Origin of the sequence: Cobetia sp. 1AS1 (genome assembly GCF_029846435.1) — a bacterium.
Taxonomy (GTDB): domain Bacteria; phylum Pseudomonadota; class Gammaproteobacteria; order Pseudomonadales; family Halomonadaceae; genus Cobetia; species Cobetia amphilecti.
Genome location: NZ_JARWKU010000005.1, coordinates 85997 through 104219, shown reverse-complemented (window position 1 = coordinate 104219; position 18223 = coordinate 85997). Strand labels below are relative to the sequence as shown.

The window sequence follows — 18223 nt, the reverse complement described above, 5'->3', positions numbered from 1 at the left end:
GCCTTGGGGTTTCTGGCGCACGGATATCTGGCTGCGGAAAAACATCACGGAATTCAGGCTGCATCGAAGCCGCGCGGCGAGTGCGGTATCCTGAGCGCTCGAGAATTCCTTGCCCGAGCGGTGCCCATGACCCAGATCGACTTCTACATCCTGCCCGACACCACGCTGGAAGCCCGGCTGGAATTCGCCTGCCGGCTGGCCGAGACCATACACGCCAAGGGCTTTCGCCTGCATGTGCATGTCGAGGACGAGGCGATGGCGCGTCAGTTCGATGAGCATCTGTGGCAGTTCCGCCCGGAAAGCTTCGTGCCCCATGCGCTGGATATCGATCTCGACATGGCCGCCCGCGAGGCCGAACACGCTGATGACGTGCCGCGCCCACCGGTCACCATCGGCTGGCAGGACGCCCCGGCGCCGGGTATCGAGGCGCTGCTCAACCTGCACCCCGAGATTCCCGAGTGGTTCTCACGCTTCGAGCGCGTCGCCGAGATCATCAATCAGCATCAGGATGTGCTGGTGACCAAGCGCGAATGCTGGCGCACCTACAAGTCACGCGGTTATGCCGTGCGCTCGCATCAGCTCAAGGGCGTCAGCTGAGCGACACGCCATGCGTCAGCGGTCCGTATCGCAGGCACGCTGGAAGCTGACCATCAGATGCGTCATCCAGCGCTCGATATCGTCCATGCCGGGCGGACTTTCACCACTGTCGAAGAAGGCCTCGGGCAGGCCGCCTGCGGCCTCGCTGGCGTCACGCTCCCCGATACGCACGGCCCACAACGGCAGTTCGCGCGGCATGCGCTGGATCTCGGCGAACAGCGCCGCCACGTTCATGTCCGGTACATCGCCGAAGATGACCAGACACGGGCTGACATCTCGCACCAGGCGCAACGCCTGGGCCGCACTGCTGGCAATGATGATCTCCAGATTGGCGACGTGACTGCCGATCACCTCGAGGCGCAGACGGTCCTGCGCCCGCGTGCTGATCACCAGCCAGCGACAGGGCACCGGCAGCACCTTCTCCGCCGACCACGCCGCCTGGACGACGCGCTCATGGGCGCTGACATCCGCCAGCGGCAACCAGACCCGGAAGCTGGCGCCCTCGCCCAGCTCGCCCCGCGCCGTGATGTCACCGCCCATGCGGCGGGCGAGCTCCCGCGACAGCGCCAGCCCGAGCCCGGTGCCCTCGATGCCTGAATCTTCACGCCCCAGACGCGAGAACGGCTGGAACAGCTGGACCGCCTGCGCGGAATCAAAGCCGAAGCCGCCATCGGTGATTTCCACCCAGCCCATCTCCACTCCGCTGGCATTGCGCTCCTGGCCGATGGCCAGACGAATCCAGCCCCCCTCGCGGTTGTACTTGATGGCGTTGCCCATCAGGTTGCCGAGAATCTGATCCAGGCGCCGCTGGTCGGCATTCAACCACAGTGACTCGCCTTCCAGCGCCAGTGATAGCGTCAGATTGGCACTTTCCAGGCGCGGCTGATATTGACCCGCCAGCCGGATCAGCTTCTGACCCACCGAGAGGGGCTGGCAATCCAGCGGCAGATCACCGGCTTCCAGACTCGACATCTGCAGCACGTCCTCGATCAGCGCCGACAGCTGCGCCGCCGCATGACTGGCCTCATCCACGTAGCGGCGCTGCTCGCGGGTCAGGTCGGCTTCCTCGCAGAGCAGATCCGTGAAGCCCATGATGGCGTTGAGCGGGGTGCGAATCTCGTGACTGAAACTCGAGAAGAAACGCGACTTGGACTGGCTGGCCTCGGTGGCACTGTCGCGGGCCGCCTCCAGCAGCTTGAGTGACTGCTTGTGGCGCTGGATGTCCAGCGCAAGCCCGGTGGCGCGCTGTGGCCGGCCCTCATGATCACGCCGAGTGATCTGGCCGCGAATCTGCACCCAGACCCAGTGACCACGCGCATGCCGATAGCGCACGTCACGTGCCTCGGCCCAGCTCTCACCGTGCATGACCCGCCAGCGCGCCTCGAGCAGACCGACGAGGTCTTCCGGGTGCGTCATGGCGTCAAGGTCCGCCAGATGCATGCTGGCGCGGACCGGCAGCCCCAGCATCAGGAAGAAATTCTCGTGCAGGTAGAGATCGTCCTGATCGAAGTCATAGCGCCAGGTGGCATCGCCGGAGGCCGCCATCACCATCTCGACGTGCCGCGCACCTTCGGCGCGTTCAAGCTCGATCTGGTCACGGCGCTGAGCCGCTTCGCGCAGCGCCTCACCGGCCTGATCCAGCTCCTGCAGCTGGAAGCGCTCGCGTACCACGGGCTGGCCGCGACCGATGCGCAGCGCCATGTCGCTGAGGCGTGCCAGTGATTCGGACAGGGTGGCCGCCATGGCCTCGGCCCGCCAACGCATCACCACCAGCAGGGCGAAGAAGAACAGGATCAGCCCCACCAGCATCACGTAGCCCAGCTGATTGAAGCGTTCATTCCAGATATCGATGTCGCTGTTGACCTGCTGCGCATCCACCACCGCCAACAACCGCCAGTCGGTGCCCGGCACCGATTGCCAGCCGACCAGCCGCTCACCGGCGAGCAAGGAAACGCTGCGCACGCCCTGCGCCTCATCCGAGATGCTGCGCAGCAGGTGCGCCATGGCCGGGGAGTTCTCGACATCATGCGCCGTATCGAGGAAGCGATCGTGCAGTAGCGGCATCGGCACCACTTCAGGGGCGGGCTGGGGGCCGAAATCCTGCTCACCGACACGCGGCATGGCCATGACGACATCGTCACTCACCAGAATCAGATAGGCACCCCAGGGCAGCTCGGCATTCTCGAGCCGCTCGACCAGAGAATCGAGGGTGACGTCGATGCCGACCACGCCTTCGAGGAAGTCGCCGCGATGGACCGGCATCAGCGTCGAGACCAGCCAACCGCTGCCGACCGGGTCCTGGTAGGGCGGCGTGATGACGGCGCCACGGCTCGGGTTGTTGCGGTCATCCGCCAGGTAGTAGAAGCCGTAGCTGGTGAGGTCGACGCCGGGCGTGAAGATGTTGCGGGTATCGGTCCACGGCGATATGCGGAAGTAGCCGTCGTAGCCGGAGAACCAGATCTGGCGCAGCTCGGATTGCGTGGCGAGCATGTCCGACACCTGGGCGTCCATTGCCGAGAGGCGCACCACCTTGTCGTGGTCCTGCAGATAGCTGGGCACCAGCGAGGAGTAATAGGAGCCGGCGCCACCATCATTCTCGGCGACGTACAGGGTGCCGTCGCCCGCACTCATGTGGCGCTGCAGCTCCTGATCGCGCTGGCGGGACGTCACGGGGGTGTCCATGTGACGCAGAGTGCTGCGCGCCAGCTGACGGGCATCACTGCGCCAGTCGTCCGCCAGCAGGCTGATGTGCTCTGCCTCGTAATGGGTCAGCTGCTCGAGCTGGGTATTCACCAGCTCACTGCGCGTGGAGTCCTGCTGCCCGGAGACCAGCCAGTGCAACACCAGATAGCAGCCCAGCAGCGCCACCTCGAGCACCAGCAATGGCACCAGCGCATGACGCAGCAGTTCATGCCAGACCCAACGACGTGTCGGACGAGGGGCACCGTCCGTGGGGCGAGGCTTGGACATTGCGGCTCCGCGAGCGTGAGAGAATGGGAAGTGTGCGAGGCGGCAAGCCTCGGCGTCGTGAGGTCGCAACAGGATACGGCATCAGTGCGTGGATGTTGCCTGCTTTGTGAAAACAGCGTCTGCCAGACGCCACGAGGGTCTGCCCGCCAAGACCGAATGACGCCCGTCATCAGCGGCGCTATAATCGAGCCCATTTTCTGCCTGCGCTGACCGCTCCTTGAGCCGGCGCGGGACGCCCCGCCCAACCGGATCAATGCAGACCCATGGACAAGACCTACCAACCGAACGCCATCGAGACGCGCTGGTACGAGCGCTGGGAATCCGACAACCGCTTTGCGCCGTCAGGCCAGGGCGAGAGCTTCTCATTGGTCATCCCGCCGCCCAACGTCACCGGCTCCCTGCACATGGGCCACGCCTTCCAGGATTCCATCATGGACACCCTGGTCCGCTGGCGCCGCATGCAGGGTCGCAACACCTTGTGGCAGGTAGGCACCGACCATGCCGGTATCGCCACCCAGATGCTGGTCGAGCGCAAGGTCGCCGCCGAAGAAGGCAAGACCCGCCATGATCTCGGCCGCGAAGCCTTCACCGACAAGATCTGGGAGTGGAAGGAAGAGTCCGGCGGCAACATCACCCGCCAGCTGCGTCGCATGGGCACCAGCATCGACTGGAAGCGCGAGCGCTTCACCATGGATGACGGCTTCTACAAGGCGGTACAGGAAGTCTTCGTGCGCCTGCACAAGGAAGACCTGATCTACCGCGGCAAGCGTCTGGTCAACTGGGACCCGACCCTGCACACCGCGATTTCCGATCTCGAAGTCGAGAACCGCGATCAGCAGGGCAGCTTCTGGCACTTCCGCTATCCGCTGGCCGATGGTGTCAAGACCGCCGATGGCAAGGACTACGTCATCGTCGCCACCACGCGCCCGGAAACCCTGCTGGGTGATACCGGCGTGGCCGTCAATCCCAAGGATGAGCGCTACGCAAGCCTGGTCGGCAAGTTCATCGAGCTGCCGCTGGTCGGCCGTCGCATCCCCATCGTCGCCGATGAACACGCCGACATGGAAAAGGGCTCCGGCTGCGTCAAGATCACCCCGGCCCACGACTTCAATGACTACGAAGTCGGCAAGCGTCAGGGCCATCTGCTGATCAACGTGATGAGCCAGGATGCCACCATCCTGGAGCGCGCCGAGATCTATGACCTCCAGGGCCGTCCGCAGCCTCAGGAAGACGCCAGCCTGCCGGCCGCCTATGCCGGTCTGGATCGCTTCGTCGCGCGCGAGAAGCTGGTCGCCGACATGGACGCGCTGGGCCTGCTGGAGCAGGTCGAGGCCGTCAACAACACCCTGCCGCACGGTGACCGCTCCGGCGATGTCATCGAGCCGCTGCTGACGGACCAGTGGTTCGTGGCCGTCGAGGAGCTGGCGCGTCCGGCCATCGAAGCGGTCGAGAACGGCGACATCGAGTTCGTGCCCAAGAACTACGAGAACATGTACTTCGCGTGGATGCGCGACCTGCAGGACTGGTGCATCTCGCGTCAGCTGTGGTGGGGCCACCGCATTCCGGCCTGGTACGACAACGACGGCAACGTCTATGTCGGCCGCAATGAAGAGGAAGTCCGCGCCGAGAACAACCTGGGTGCCGACGTCGAACTGCGTCAGGACGAAGACGTCCTCGACACCTGGTTCAGCTCCGCGCTGTGGACCTTCGGTACCCTCGGCTGGCCGGCGGATACCGAAGAACTCAAGACCTTCCACTCCACCGACGTGCTGGTCACCGGCTTCGACATCATCTTCTTCTGGGTGGCGCGGATGATCATGTTCACCCTGAAGTTCAAGGGTGAAGTGCCGTTCCGCAAGGTCTACGTGCATGGTCTGGTGCGTGACAGCCTCGGTCAGAAGATGTCCAAGTCCAAGGGCAACGTGCTCGACCCCATCGACCTGATCGACGGCATCGGCATCGAGGAGCTGGTCGAGAAGCGTACCGGCAACATGATGCAGCCGAAGAAAGCCAAGGCGATCGCCAAGGCCACCCGCAACGAGTTCCCGGAAGGCATCGAGCCTCACGGTACCGATGCGCTGCGCTACACCCTGCTGTCACTCGCCTCCACCGGGCGTGACGTGAAGTTCGACATGGGCCGTCTCGATGGCTATCGCAACTTCTGCAACAAGCTGTGGAATGCGGCGCGCTACGTGCTGATGAATGCCGAGGACCAGGATTGCGGCGTCAACGGCGAAGCCGTCGAACTGTCGCTGGCCGATCGCTGGATCATCGCGCGCCTGCAGCAGACCGAGCAGCAGGTCACCCGCGCGCTGGAAGAGTTCCGCTTCGACCACGCCTCCCAGGCGCTCTACGAGTTCATCTGGAACGAGTACTGCGACTGGTATCTGGAGCTGTCCAAGCCGGTTCTGTGGGATGACAACGCAAGCATCGAGGCCAAGCGCGGCACGCGTCGCACCCTGGTGCGCGCCCTCGAGACCATCCTGCGCCTGATCCACCCGATGATGCCGTTCATCTCCGAGGAGATCTGGCAGCGTATCGCACCGCACGCCGGCAAGCCGGTGGAGGGCGAGAGCATCATGAGCCAGGCGTGGCCGCAGGCCGAAGCCGACCGGATCGATGAGCAGGCCATCCGCGATATCGAGTGGCTGAAAGGCATCATCATCGCCATCCGCAACGTGCGCGGCGAGCTCAACCTGTCACCGGCCAAGCCGCTGGAAGTCTTCCTGCAGAACGGCGCAGCTGGCGATGCCGAGCGCCTGGAAGCCAACCGCCTGTTCCTCTCCAAGCTGGCACGTCTGGAAAGCATCACCTTCCTGGCGGCAGGCGACGAAGCCCCGATGTCCGCCATCCAGCGCGTCGGTGAGCTGGAAGTGCTGGTGCCGATGGCAGGCCTGATCGACAAGGAAGCCGAGCTCAAGCGCATCGACAAGGAGCACGAGAAGCAGCAGAAGGTCATCACCGGCCTCGAGAACAAGCTCGGCAACGAGAAGTTCGTCGGTCGTGCACCGGCTGATGTGGTCGAGAAGGAGCGCGCCAAGCTGGCCGACGCCCAGGCGGAACTTGCGCTGCTGGAAAGCCAGCGCGTCAAGATCGAAGCGCTGTAAGTCACGCTCGCGCTTCACGCAAGCAAAAGCCCCCTGCACCGAACGGTGCAGGGGGCTTTCTCGTTTCTGGCAGCCCGCTCGCGAATCGCCCTCCCAGGCACGCCGGATGAGCGCATCGAGATGAGCTCATCGAGAAAAGCGCGCCGAGCAATTACTCGGCGGGGTCTGCCAGCGGCATGAAGGTCGCCAGCAGATAGCCGGTGTCATCCATCACGCGCAGCCGAGCACTCTCACCGCTGCCGATGATCTGGTAACTGGCCACGTCCTCGAGCATGCGATTGAAGGCGTTGGACTGCTCGGGGTTGGGGCACATCTTCATGGTCGAGGCCAGCGGACCGATGTCCAGCGTCTGACGCGACTCATCCAGCACCACCGGCCCCATCAGGCGATTGCAACCATTGCTGCCGACCAGGCGCAGACGGTCATCCTCCTCGTCTGCCAGCTGCTGCTGGCTGGGGGGCTGCAACAGGAAGTTGGCAGCCTCTTCACTGGCATCCGTGGCGGAGAAACTCCATTGGGTGCCCACCAGGGCAGGAGCAGGAGCAGCGGCACCCGATGAGTCACTGCCCTGCGGATGCTGTGTCATGGCCGCGCAGCCAGCCAGCAAGGAAATAGCGAACCCCACGGAGGTATAACGCGATAGACGACGCACGGTAACGGACATGGATGACTCCTGTGGCGCCCGCCAGTGGCATTGCCGGCAACGGCAGTCACCCGGCAGACGGAAAGAACGGTGGGTAAGGAACGGACATGACAGCAAGGGTAGCGATCATGCGCACGGCTGTCATGAACGACAGGCCCTCACGCCATGCGCCTGAATGTCACCTGCCGGACTGCCGCCAGCTTACCAGCAGCGCGATGGACGCAACCATCTGTCCACCTCGCCAACTTTGAAAACAGTGTTTTCAAAGCAAAGCCTGCACTAGAATTTCGACCAGATCGCCACTCAGCGTCGCCTGTCTCGAGCCCTCTGGCCACCGAGCCAGCGAGCTACCGACCTGAGTGAGCCTATCCCGACATGAGCCCCGCAGAGCTGACACGACATGACTCCCGCCGCCCCCGACAGTCCTTCCATGCACGCCGCTGATACTGCATCTTCACAGCGAGCCAGTGGTTCGCTGCAGGCCCCGCACGTGCAACCCTCGCCCCCGCCCCGCTCGCACAGGACGCAGACGGGATTCAAACTGCGACGAATGGTGATCCTGAATGCGCTGGGAGTGGCGCTGCTGGCGTGCTGGTGGATACCGGCGCTGGATTTCTGGCCCACCCTCGACAACGATGTCTTCTGGGACTTCAACCAGTTCATCACACCGCTCAATCCGCACTGGGACACGCTGCTCGGCATTCTGAACACGCGCGCCTTCGACGCCGTGGCCTTCGCCATGATGGGGGTTCTGTTCTGCTGGGCGATGCTCAATGATCAGCAGCCTGCCCGCTATCGCCGCTGGACCAGCATCGGCATCACCATGCTGCTGACGGCGGGCCTGCTCTCGCTGTTCGTGCTGCGCGCCATCAGCTATGGCCATGCCAGCCCGACGCGCTTCTTCAGCCACGCACAGCATCTCTCCGAGCTGGTGTCCTTCAAGACCAAGGATTCGGCGTCGAACAGTTTCCCGGGGGATCACGGCCTGATGCTGATGGTATTCGCGAGTTTCATGCTGGCCTTCGCACCGCGCCGCATCGCCCTGTGCAGCCTGGCGTTCGTGGTACTGCTGAGCGCTCCGCGGATCATGGTCGGCGCTCACTGGTTCAGCGATGTCTATCTGGGCTCGCTCAGCATTGCACTGATCGTGTTGCCCTGGGTGCTGTGCACACCACTGGCGACCACCGTTGCCCGTGGCATGGAAAACGCGCTGGCCCGATTGAAGCAGCGCTCCTGAAGCAGCATTCGTGAACCTGCACTCAAGAACCTGAACTCAAGAACCTGAACTCAGGTCAGCCGACGAGGGGTGTCCGCGAGAAAGGGCTGGAATCCTTGTGGCGCTGCTTTTCCTGGCGGTCATCCTCCTTGCCGCGAGCGCCCTCCTCCACGGCCTCTGCCTTGCCAAGTCCGCCGCCGTCATTGCCGGGGGGCGGAGGGCTGGCATCGGCCGTGGCAAGGCCTGTCATCTCATGTTCCCCACCGGCCACCACCTGATCACGCCCATTATGCTTGGCGTGATACAGCCGCCTGTCGGCCAGCTGCATCAGCTCATCCAGCGAATCGACCTCATGACTAATGGCAACGCCGATGGAAACCGTGACCGGCACCGGCGTGCCGGCGAAGACCGGAGGAGACTTGGCCAGCAGGGAGCGCATGCGCCCCGCCACGGAAATGGCCTCGGTGCGCCCGATACGCGGCAACAGCACCAGGAACTCCTCGCCACCGACACGCCCGGCGCGATCGCCCTGACGCAGTGTGGCCGTCAGCAGGCGACCCAGATGACGCAGCACTTCATCACCGACGGCATGCCCATGCAGGTCATTGACGCGCTTGAAGTTGTCCGCATCCAGCATCAATACCGCACAGGGCACTCCGTCACGCCACCAGTCCTCGGCGTGGCGCAATATCTGGCGGCGATTGAGCAATTCGGTCAACTCATCACGACTGGCATCTTTCAGATACTGGCGCTCGAAGTGTTCGGTAAGCGCCAGCATGCGCCACAGGAAGGTGACCATCATCAGGATGACCGCGAACAGATTGGTCGATTGCAGCACCCAGGCCGACAGGACGCCGCCCTCATGCAGGACCGGCGAGACCATCAGCGCCGAGACAGCCGCCATGAACAGCATCAGTGTCGTCACCACTCGAATGCGCGCCGCCAGCGGGGCCAGGTGGATACCGGCCATCACGATGAAGAAATAGTACTCATAGCCCGCCGAGAGCCCGAAGCAGAAAACCGAGAGCCAGGCCATCAGCGTCAAGGCGCTCATCATCAGGGCCAGACCCAAGGTCAGCTGATGCGCCCGGTGCAGCATCACGCCCAGCACGGACACGAGCGCCATGATGCCGCTGGCGAATGCCAGCCGCGACTCGTTGAAGAGAGTGAAGAAGGGAACCCACACCACGAAGAGGCCCATCAGCATCAGATAGACCCAAAGATAGGCATGGTAGAAACGACGATGCTCCACGGCGAGCAATCGTGGCTCATGACGTAGCCAGGCGCTTATGACTCTCGGCATCAGGCAATCCTTGCCAGCTAGGCAGTGTCCGCGTGGCGGTCCCTCACGCGACTCAAGGAGGTGCAACATCGCGGCAGGCGGGCAGCAAGAGAAAGGAAGAAGGGATAGCTGCCTGCCGCGATGACACTCCACAAAGGCCGAGCACGACATGTCACACATCATGCTGCGGGGCTTATGAACTTCATTACATCATAAGCCCTGCTGGGCGATGCACCAGTCATAATTCGGCTATTGCGTTGCCTGGATGCGACGCTTACGCACACGTCAACATGCGGCCTTGCTTGCTTACCAGCTGCCCGTGTTGCTCATGGAGGCCCAGGGTTCCTGCGGCGCAAGGGCGTCACCGGCCTGCAGCAGCTCCAGCGAAATCCCATCCGGGCTCTTCACGAATGCCATGTGGCCGTCACGCGGCGGGCGATTGATGGTCACGCCGTTGTCCATCAGATGCTGACAGGTAGCGTAGATATCCTCGACGCGATAGGCCAGATGGCCGAAGTTGCGCCCACCTTCGTATTCTTCCGGGTCCCAGTTATGGGTCAGTTCCAGCATCGGTGCCTGCATCTCGCGGGCACGTTCGGCATCCTGCGGGGCTGCCAGGAAGATCAGCGTGAAGCGGCCCTTCTCGGAATCCTTGCGCGAGATCTCGACCATGCCGAGCAGGTCACGGAAGAAATGCAGTGAAGCGTCGACATCACGGATACGCAGCATGGTGTGCAGATATTGCATGGATCACTCTCTTGAACGGTGGTTGGGGCAGCACTGAGGACGGAAAAGACGTGCGCCGAGCGTAGCTGGCTCGGCGCACGGGAATATTCTAGACACACGACTGCCGCGCGACGAGTCTCCTCGCGGCACGGCAGTGTGGTGATGCATGCACCCTGCTGCTGGCGTCTCGCGCCATCAGGCGATGCGTGAACTGCGCTCCAGACGCACGGGCACCGCCTTGGAGGATGGCGTGCCGGTATCAGCGCCGTGGCTTTCCAACGCGACCAGCACGTTGGTTTCCGGATAGTAGGCCCCGATGCAACCGGCCGGGATGTCGTACTCGACCAGACGGAACTGCGGCGCACGTCGCTCGCTGCCGTCAGGACGCGGCTCGCCGAGCATGTCGACCCAATCACCATCGGCCAGCCCCAGCCGCGCCAGGTCTTCACCATTGATGAAGATCACCCGCCGCTGACCGGACACGCCACGATAGCGGTCGTTGTAGCCGTAGACAGTGGTGTTGTACTGATCGTGGCTGCGCATGGTCTGCAGCGTCAGCCAGCCGTCACGCCGCGCCAGCTGTTGATGCATCACCGACTCTGGCAGCGGCATGTGCGAGAACTCGGCCAGGCCGCTGGAGGTCGGGAAGGCAAGCTCGCGTACCGGATTGGCGAGGTGGAATCCGCGCTTGTGTGCCAGCCGTGAATTGAAGTCCGCGAAGCCGGGGATGACCGCCGCGATCTCGTCACGGATCAGATCATAGTTCTCGCTCAGTGCCTGCCAATCGACCGGATCACTGAAACCTCGCGCCGGCAGCACGCGCGCCAGGGTGGCACGCGCGATCGCCGCGATGATGCCGGGCTCGGAGCGCAATTCAGGGCTGGCCGGTGCCTTGATGCCGGCGCTGGAGTGCACCATCGACATCGAGTCCTCGACGCTGATGTGCTGGGAAGCCACCTGTGAGGAGCGATCGATCTCGCTGCGACCGAGACACGGCAGAATCAGCGCATCGGTCTGCTTGCCCATCACCAGATGACTGCGGTTGAGCTTGGTGCTGATCTGGACGTTGAGCTCGAGGTTGCGCATCGCGGCCTCGGTCCGCTCGCTGTCCGGCGTGGCGCGCGTGAAGTTGCCGCCCAGCGCGATGAAAGTCTTCGCCTTGCCCTGCTCCAGCGCCGCCAGGCTCTCCACGGTGTTGTAGCCCTGCGCACGCGGCATGCTGACGCCGTAGCGCGCTTCCAGCGCATCGATCAGCCAGGTGGGCGCCTTCTCGTCGATACCCATGGTGCGATCGCCCTGGACGTTGGAATGGCCACGCACCGGACAGGCACCGGCACCGGGACGGCCGAAGTGCCCGCCGAGCAACAGCAGATTGACGATCTCGCGCACACTCTCGACGGCATGCAGATGCTGGGTGATGCCCATCGCCCAGGTGCAGATGACGTTGCCGGCACCCGCGAAGATGGTCGCCGCCTCCTCGAGCTGAGCGCGCGTCAGGCCGGACTGGTCCTCGAGGGTTGCCCACTCGGTCGCCTCGACCAGCGACTGCCAGGCCTCGACGCCGCGGGTATGCGCCTCGATGAAGCTGGCGGCGCGCGTGAATTCGCCCCGCGCCTCCATCGCGAACAGCGCCTTGGCCATGCCGCGCACCGCCGCCATGTCGCCGCCCATGCGCGGCTGGTAATAGCGATGGCTGATGGGCTGGCTGGAGAGGGTCATCATCTCCAGCGGCGACTGTGGGTCGGCAAAGCGCTCCAGCCCCCGCTCACGCAGCGGATTGAAGCTGACGATGCGCGCGCCACGCCGTGAGGCACGCCGCAGATCACCCAGCATGCGCGGGTGATTGGTGCCGGGGTTCTGACCGAACACGAAGATGGCATCGGCGTGCTCGAAGTCCTCCAGCAGCACCGTGCCCTTGCCGACGCCGAGGCTCGCCTTCATGCCGACACCGCTGGCCTCGTGGCACATGTTGGAGCAGTCGGGGAAGTTGTTGGTGCCGAACAGACGCACGAACAGCTGGTAGAGATAGGCCGCCTCGTTGCTGGCACGCCCCGAGGTATAGAACAGCGCCTCATCCGGCGACGTCAGCGCGCTGAGGTGCTCGGCGACAAGCTCGAAGGCCGCGTCCCAGCTGATCGGCATATAGCGATCACTGGCCGCGTCGTAGCGCATCGGTTCGGTCAGGCGGCCCTGATCCTCGAGCATGAAGTCATCCCAGCCCAGCAGCTCCGTGACGGTGTGCTGAGCGAAGAAGCGCGGCGTGACCCGCTTGGCGGTCACTTCCCAGGCCACCGCCTTGGCGCCGTTCTCGCAGAATTCGAAGGAGGAGCCGTGTTCCGGGTCCCCCCAGGCACAGCCGGGGCAGTCGAAGCCCTTGTCCTGATTGGCCTTGAGCAGGGAGCGCACGCTCTTCCACGGCGCCTTGGAGTGACTGACATGCTGACCGACGCTCTTGAGTGCGCCCCAGCCACCCGCCGGCCCGGAATAGGCGGCAATGCGCGGATGACGCGTCTGTTGCGCATCCTCGCGGGGCAGGCTGGCAGACGCAGGCGTCTCGATCTCGGGGGCAGCAATGTCGGTCATGTCAGGATCCACTGGCTAGGATGAACGGGGGCGATCAGCGTGACCGCTGAGCAATTCGAGTCGACGCCCGCGGTGGGCACAGATCAGATTGAGGTCGCAGGCGCGGGCGGTCTCGACGGCGAGTCGCGAGGGCACCGCGAGGGTGATCAGGGTCGAAATGCGCGCACGGATGGTCTTCTGCACCAGCTCCAGGCTGCAGCGGCTCGACACCAGCAACGCCTCGGGCCACACACCGCTGTCGAGACTCATGCCGATCACGCGGTCCAGCGCATTGTGGCGACCGATATCGGCGCCCTGCGAGATCAGACCGCCTTCGGCGTCCAACCCCAGCGCCAGATGCATGCCGCGGCGCGTGGCGCGCTCCAGGCGTTCCAGCCCACGCATCAGCGCATCGGGCGCCAGCGCTGTCCGTGGCGGCAGACGCATGAGTCCCGCCATCAGCTCCGCTTCGTCCTGCACGCCACAGGCGCCGCAACTCGAGACACTGCTCTCACGCCGCTGATGACGCTCAGCCTTGCGCGCCAGCGAGTCACTGACCTCGAGACGCACCGCCAGCCCATGACGCAGCCGCGAGAGATGGATCGCCGAGACCTCGTCACGCCGCGTGATCCAGCCCGCGGTGAAGGCATGCCCCAGCGCCAGCGGCTCAAGGGCCTCTGGGCTGGCCAGCAAGGTGCCCATCGCGGTGTCATTGAGCGCCAGGCTCACCGGTAGCTCCGATGGGCCATCCAGCTCGCGCAGCGGCACCTCGCGGGCATCCGCATAGCCTGCAGCGCCTGGCGCTTGTTGATAGAGCGAATCTTTCATTACGGCTCTCCGTGGCGCAGATGCGTGGCGAGAACGGTGCGCGCAACCCTCACCCGACCTCTGCGCAATATGGGAATATCCTACCGGCATGCCGTGAGGGCGACCAATTGAGCCGAGTCGCCAATTGATAGGCACCGCCAATGAAGATGGCGTCCTGCCGGTGACAGGCATGCGGGCCATCGTGGTGGGCGAGAAATTCGCGCGCGAGTCGCGTAAAATGCGTCGCCGACCCTTGAGGGTGCTCCTGCTGTCGCGCTATCACCCGTCCGCCGGCCGCTCTCATCTCTCGATCATCCTGCTCCGGATTTACGTTCCGGCCCGCATGAGGACCCTTCGCATGACCGACACTCCCGACCTGACTGCCGCATCTGATCAGGCCAGCGCCCCGCAGCTGACCAGCACATCTGCCTCCACCCGCCCCAGCCCGCTGGCGCCGCAGCATGTGGTCTGTGCGCTCTACAAGTTCGTCACCCTCGAGGACTTCGAGGCGCTGCGCGACCCGCTGCTGGCGGTGATGAACGAGCACGCCATCCGCGGCACCCTGCTGCTGGCCCGCGAAGGCATCAACGGCACCGTGTCCGGCTCACGCGCGGGCATCGATGCGCTGCTCGCCTGGCTGACCAGCGACCCGCGTCTGGCCGAGCTCGACACCAAGCAGTCACTGGCCGAGCAGGCGCCCTTCCTGCGCGCCAAGGTCAAGCTCAAGCGCGAGATCGTCACCATGGGCGTCGAGGGCATCGACCCGCGTCACACCGTCGGGACCTATGTGGAGCCGAAGGACTGGAATGCGCTGATCTCCGATCCTGAGGTGCTGCTGATCGACACGCGCAATGACTATGAAGTGGAAGTGGGGACCTTCGCCGGTGCCGTCAACCCGAACACCACTGCCTTCCGTGATTTCCCGGACTACGTCTCGCGTGAGCTGGACCCGACACAGCATCGCAAGGTGGCGATGTTCTGCACCGGCGGCATCCGCTGCGAGAAGTCCACGGCCTATCTCAAGGAGCAGGGCTTCGATGAGGTCTATCACCTCAAGGGCGGCATCCTGAAGTATCTGGAAGAGGTGCCAGAGGAAGAGACCCTGTGGCAGGGCGAGTGCTTCGTGTTCGATGAGCGCGTCACCGTCGACCACCAGCTGCGCCCCGGCCAGTACGACCAGTGCCATGCCTGCCGCCTGCCGATCACCGAGGAAGACAAGCAGAGCGAGCGCTACCAGAAAGGCGTCAGCTGCCCGCGCTGCTACGACAAGCTGAGCGATGCCCAGAAGGCGCGCTTCGCCGAGCGCGAGAACCAGATCCGCCTCGCCAGAGAACGTGGCGAAGCTCATCTGGGCATGGATGCCGTCGCCCAGATGCAGGCACGGCGCGATGCCAAGCAGCAGCAGCGTGAAGCCGCCCGTCGTGCCGCGCTGGAGGCCAGCAAGAAGTCCAGCGAGAAGAGCTGATAGCGGCCAACGTCGCTTTCGCTACCCGAACACCCCGTCTCGACGGGGTGTTCTGCGTTGCAGGCTCACTCAATCGGCCACACCCGCCGAGTGAGGCAACGAACGCAGCAGTTCCAGTACGGCATTCAGGCGTCGGCTACGCTGCTGACCACTGCGCCACAACAGCCCGACCGTCTCGCCCTCGCCGGGCAGCCGACGCGCGATCAGCCCTTCACCAAGCCGCGAATCGGCCAGGTTCTCCGCCAGCACGCTGACTCCCAGGCCAGCCTCCAGCATCACGCCGAGGCCGGAAATCGAATTGGCCTCCAACAAGGGCGAGGGCTGCAGCCCCAGCAGCTCGAACTGCTGATTGAGGCGTCGCCGCTGCTGCATCTCCGGCGTCAGCAACACCAGCGGATAGTCACGCAGGCACTCCCACTGCGGCGCGTCGGGCAGGCGGAAATGCGTCTGACTGGCGATCAGCGCCGAATGCTCCTGATAGAGCGGCCGACAGGCAAAGCCGCTCATGGCCGGCGCCGCGGGGTAGCCGACCGCGAGATCCAGCTCGCCATCCTCGAGCCCCTGGGCCAGCGATGAGGTCGACAGCTCGCGCAGGCGCAGCGAGAGCTGCGGAAAGGCCTCCCGCAGCCGCGGCAGAAACTCGCCGACCGCCGCCAGCGCCGACGGCACCACGCCCAATGACAGGCGGCCGGTCAGCACCGCGTCCGGCGACAGGTCTCCCTTCAGCTCATCCAGCTCGGCGAGAATGCGCCGTGCGTGGGTCAGCACGCGCTCCCCTTCCGGCGTGAAGCCCTCGAAGCGGTGGCCGCGCAGTATCAGCGCCGTGCCCAGCTCCTCCTCGAGCTGCTTGAGGCGCGCCGACAGCGTCGGCTGGGTGACATGACAGACCCGTGCGGCGCGACCGAAATGGCGCTCACTGGCCAGCGCGACCAGAAAACTCAACTGTCGATGATCCATGTCGGGCCCTTGGCTCGCGGTGGCGGGAGTGACGCACGCTGGGGGCGCATGCCGTCAGCGCTATGATGACGCAAGGCGGCCCGTCAGTCAGCACGCCTGCATGTCTGGCGATCAGACACGAAAACGCCCGGCGCGATGGCCGGGCGTTGGATATCACCACTATCCGGGGCGTCGCTTATTGAGCGGCGTCCTGGACAGCTTCGCCAGCATGCTCGACATCCTGGCCGGCACCGTCAACGGTGTTGCAGCCGGAAAGCGCGGCCAGAGTGAAGAAAGAGGCGAAGATGAGTGCAATGGTGCGGGACATGGTCATGCTCCTTGCGGTAGTGAATATCAAGAAATCTCGTAAAGACGCCAGTTCCTGCGCCTCTACCCTCATACCTTGGGCCGCCCCATGGGCTTTCAAGGGGTGAGATTCATGTTTTGTTCACTCGCCGCCCATGCCATGGACAGTGCCATCAACTGGCCGATTCCTCGATGGAACCCCCAAGGTGTTCGAGATCTTCCCCGAAACCTTCCACGGTATTGCAGCCACCCAACAGCAGGCCGAACAGCAGCGCGGTGCCAGTCATCATCATGAATCGTCGCATGGGCATTCCTCTCTCTCGGGCAATCAGCTGGCGGCGTTGTCGATCGAACCGCCCAGATGCTCCAGGTCCTTGCCGAAACCGGCCACGGTATTGCAGCCGGCCAGACTCACACTGGCCACCAACAGGGCAGCCACCATCAAACGCGTCATTCTCATCACTTCTCTTCCTGATCAACGGCCAATGAAGGTAAGACACCCTCACTGACCGAAGGTGCCAATACTCAACGATTTACCAGCAGAATCTTGCCCAGCGCCTCGCCGGACTCCAGCAACTCATGCGCCTTGGCGACGTCACGGAAGCTGAACTGGTGCTCGTCGAGCAGCGGACGTACCGCGCCGGCCTCCAGCATCTCGCTCAGGGCGTTGAGCAGTTCCGGCTGGTCGTCCATGCCGATACCGGTCAGCAGCGGTACCGAGCGGAAGATGACGTGCAGCGACAGGTTCTTGGAGTGCAGCTGGGTCAGGTCGTGGGTCGAGCGGGTATTGATGGAGCACAGACGACCGGAGGTCGCGGTGGCCTCGATGGAGCGATCCAGATTGTCGCCACCGACGGTGTCGAAGACCAGATCGAAGCCACGCCCGGAGGTCAAGCGCGTCACGTAGTCCGCGACCGCTTCCTCGCGGTAGTTGATGATCTCGTCGGCGCCCAGCTGGCGTGCCAGGTCCGCCTTGGCTTCGCTGGACACGGTGGTGGTGACATGCGCGCCGAGATACTTGGCGATCTGAACCGCGACATGGCCGACGCCGCCGGTGCCGGCGTGGATCAGCACGTGCTCGCCTTCCTTGATCTGACCGCGCGAGACCAGTGCCGTCCAGGCCGTCAGGAACACCAGCGGCAAGGCCGCGCACTCTTCCAGCGTCAGCGCCGCCAGGCTCGGGCGCTTCACGATCACACGGGTGTCGGCGATCATGTAGTCCGCCAGAGCACCCTGCCAGCCCTTCACGCCACCGGCACAGCCCAGCACTTCATCCCCGACGGAGAAGTCCGACACGCCTTCGCCGACGGCATCGATCACCCCGGAGACATCGCCATTGAGAATGGCCGGGAATTCCGGGTGCGACTTGACCAGCCCACTGCGCAGCTTGGTCTCGATGGGGTTGATGCTGGAAGCCGTCACCTTGATACGCACCTGCCCCCGCGCCGGTGTCGGGGTCTCCAGTTCGCGCTCGACGAACACTTCGGGACCGCCGTACTGCTCGATGACCATGGCTTGCATGAGGAAAGACTCCTGAACGATGAAGGAAGAGACGCCATAGCCGGGCTCGGCGCCATCATGAATAGGGGGTGAGCGGCGTGCCGGC

Annotated in this window: 15 protein-coding genes; 4 read left to right on the top strand and 11 right to left on the bottom strand. The window is 64.3% G+C overall.

The genetic code is table 11. The annotated features are described in order from the left end of the window. The first annotated feature begins 126 nt into the window (after window positions 1–126). On the top strand, window positions 127–597 hold the full coding sequence (locus QD280_RS10470) for a DNA polymerase III subunit chi (RefSeq protein WP_043333207.1): 471 nt from the start codon (window positions 127–129) through the stop codon (window positions 595–597). 15 nt (window positions 598–612) lie between these two features. Here QD280_RS10470 and QD280_RS10465 read toward each other — a convergent pair whose 3' ends face one another. Further along, complete coding sequence (locus tag QD280_RS10465; protein ID WP_279839184.1) at window positions 613–3567, bottom strand: ATP-binding protein; 2955 nt, start codon at window positions 3565–3567, stop codon at window positions 613–615. A gap of 263 nt (window positions 3568–3830) precedes the next feature. On the opposite strand from QD280_RS10465, the gene QD280_RS10460 reads away from it, so the two are divergent. Beyond that, window positions 3831–6674 carry a valine--tRNA ligase gene (locus QD280_RS10460; protein ID WP_279835212.1) on the top strand — a complete coding sequence of 948 codons (2844 nt, stop codon included), beginning with the start codon at window positions 3831–3833 and terminating at the stop codon, window positions 6672–6674. A gap of 151 nt (window positions 6675–6825) precedes the next feature. On the opposite strand, the gene QD280_RS10455 is transcribed toward QD280_RS10460, so the two are convergent. Then, window positions 6826–7338, bottom strand: coding sequence for an META domain-containing protein (locus QD280_RS10455; protein ID WP_279839183.1), 513 nt, complete (start codon window positions 7336–7338; stop codon window positions 6826–6828). A gap of 529 nt (window positions 7339–7867) precedes the next feature. On the opposite strand from QD280_RS10455, the gene QD280_RS10450 reads away from it, so the two are divergent. Continuing rightward, window positions 7868–8554, top strand: coding sequence for a phosphatase PAP2 family protein (locus QD280_RS10450; protein WP_279839182.1), 687 nt, complete (start codon window positions 7868–7870; stop codon window positions 8552–8554). A gap of 55 nt (window positions 8555–8609) precedes the next feature. Here the strand turns inward: QD280_RS10450 and QD280_RS10445 are convergent, their stop codons facing one another. The 4 genes from QD280_RS10445 to QD280_RS10430 all read right to left on the bottom strand — a co-directional run bounded on the left by QD280_RS10445 (window position 8610) and on the right by QD280_RS10430 (window position 13931). Continuing rightward, the gene (locus QD280_RS10445) at window positions 8610–9836 is read right to left on the bottom strand and encodes a diguanylate cyclase (protein ID WP_279839181.1); all 1227 of its coding nucleotides are present in this window, start codon (window positions 9834–9836) and stop codon (window positions 8610–8612) included. Between the two features lie 285 nt (window positions 9837–10121). Continuing rightward, window positions 10122–10562: a VOC family protein gene (locus tag QD280_RS10440; protein ID WP_043333215.1), complete on the bottom strand. Its 441-nt coding sequence runs from the start codon at window positions 10560–10562 to the stop codon at window positions 10122–10124. A gap of 174 nt (window positions 10563–10736) precedes the next feature. Then, window positions 10737–13124: an FdhF/YdeP family oxidoreductase gene (locus QD280_RS10435; RefSeq protein ID WP_279839180.1), complete on the bottom strand. Its 2388-nt coding sequence runs from the start codon at window positions 13122–13124 to the stop codon at window positions 10737–10739. A 15-nt stretch (window positions 13125–13139) separates the two neighbouring features. Then, window positions 13140–13931: a formate dehydrogenase accessory sulfurtransferase FdhD gene (locus tag QD280_RS10430; protein ID WP_279839179.1), complete on the bottom strand. Its 792-nt coding sequence runs from the start codon at window positions 13929–13931 to the stop codon at window positions 13140–13142. A 337-nt stretch (window positions 13932–14268) separates the two neighbouring features. Between QD280_RS10430 and QD280_RS10425 the strand changes: the two genes are divergently transcribed. Continuing rightward, entirely contained in the window at window positions 14269–15375 is a 1107-nt protein-coding gene (locus QD280_RS10425; RefSeq protein ID WP_279834730.1) for a rhodanese-related sulfurtransferase, read from the top strand. Between the two features lie 69 nt (window positions 15376–15444). Here the strand turns inward: QD280_RS10425 and QD280_RS10420 are convergent, their stop codons facing one another. The 5 genes from QD280_RS10420 to QD280_RS10400 form a co-directional block, all read right to left on the bottom strand. After that, window positions 15445–16332 (bottom strand): LysR family transcriptional regulator, encoded by an 888-nt coding sequence (locus QD280_RS10420; RefSeq protein WP_213113684.1) that lies wholly within the window; start codon window positions 16330–16332, stop codon window positions 15445–15447. 175 nt (window positions 16333–16507) lie between these two features. Continuing rightward, window positions 16508–16639 carry an entericidin A/B family lipoprotein gene (locus QD280_RS10415; RefSeq protein WP_043333217.1) on the bottom strand — a complete coding sequence of 44 codons (132 nt, stop codon included), beginning with the start codon at window positions 16637–16639 and terminating at the stop codon, window positions 16508–16510. 151 nt (window positions 16640–16790) lie between these two features. Next, window positions 16791–16922 carry an entericidin A/B family lipoprotein gene (locus tag QD280_RS10410; RefSeq protein ID WP_107335644.1) on the bottom strand — a complete coding sequence of 44 codons (132 nt, stop codon included), beginning with the start codon at window positions 16920–16922 and terminating at the stop codon, window positions 16791–16793. A 23-nt stretch (window positions 16923–16945) separates the two neighbouring features. After that, the gene (locus tag QD280_RS10405; RefSeq protein ID WP_084589348.1) at window positions 16946–17077 is read right to left on the bottom strand and encodes an entericidin A/B family lipoprotein; all 132 of its coding nucleotides are present in this window, start codon (window positions 17075–17077) and stop codon (window positions 16946–16948) included. A 65-nt stretch (window positions 17078–17142) separates the two neighbouring features. Further along, entirely contained in the window at window positions 17143–18138 is a 996-nt protein-coding gene (locus QD280_RS10400) for a zinc-dependent alcohol dehydrogenase family protein (RefSeq protein ID WP_054555249.1), read from the bottom strand. Between the last annotated feature and the right edge of the window lie 85 nt (window positions 18139–18223).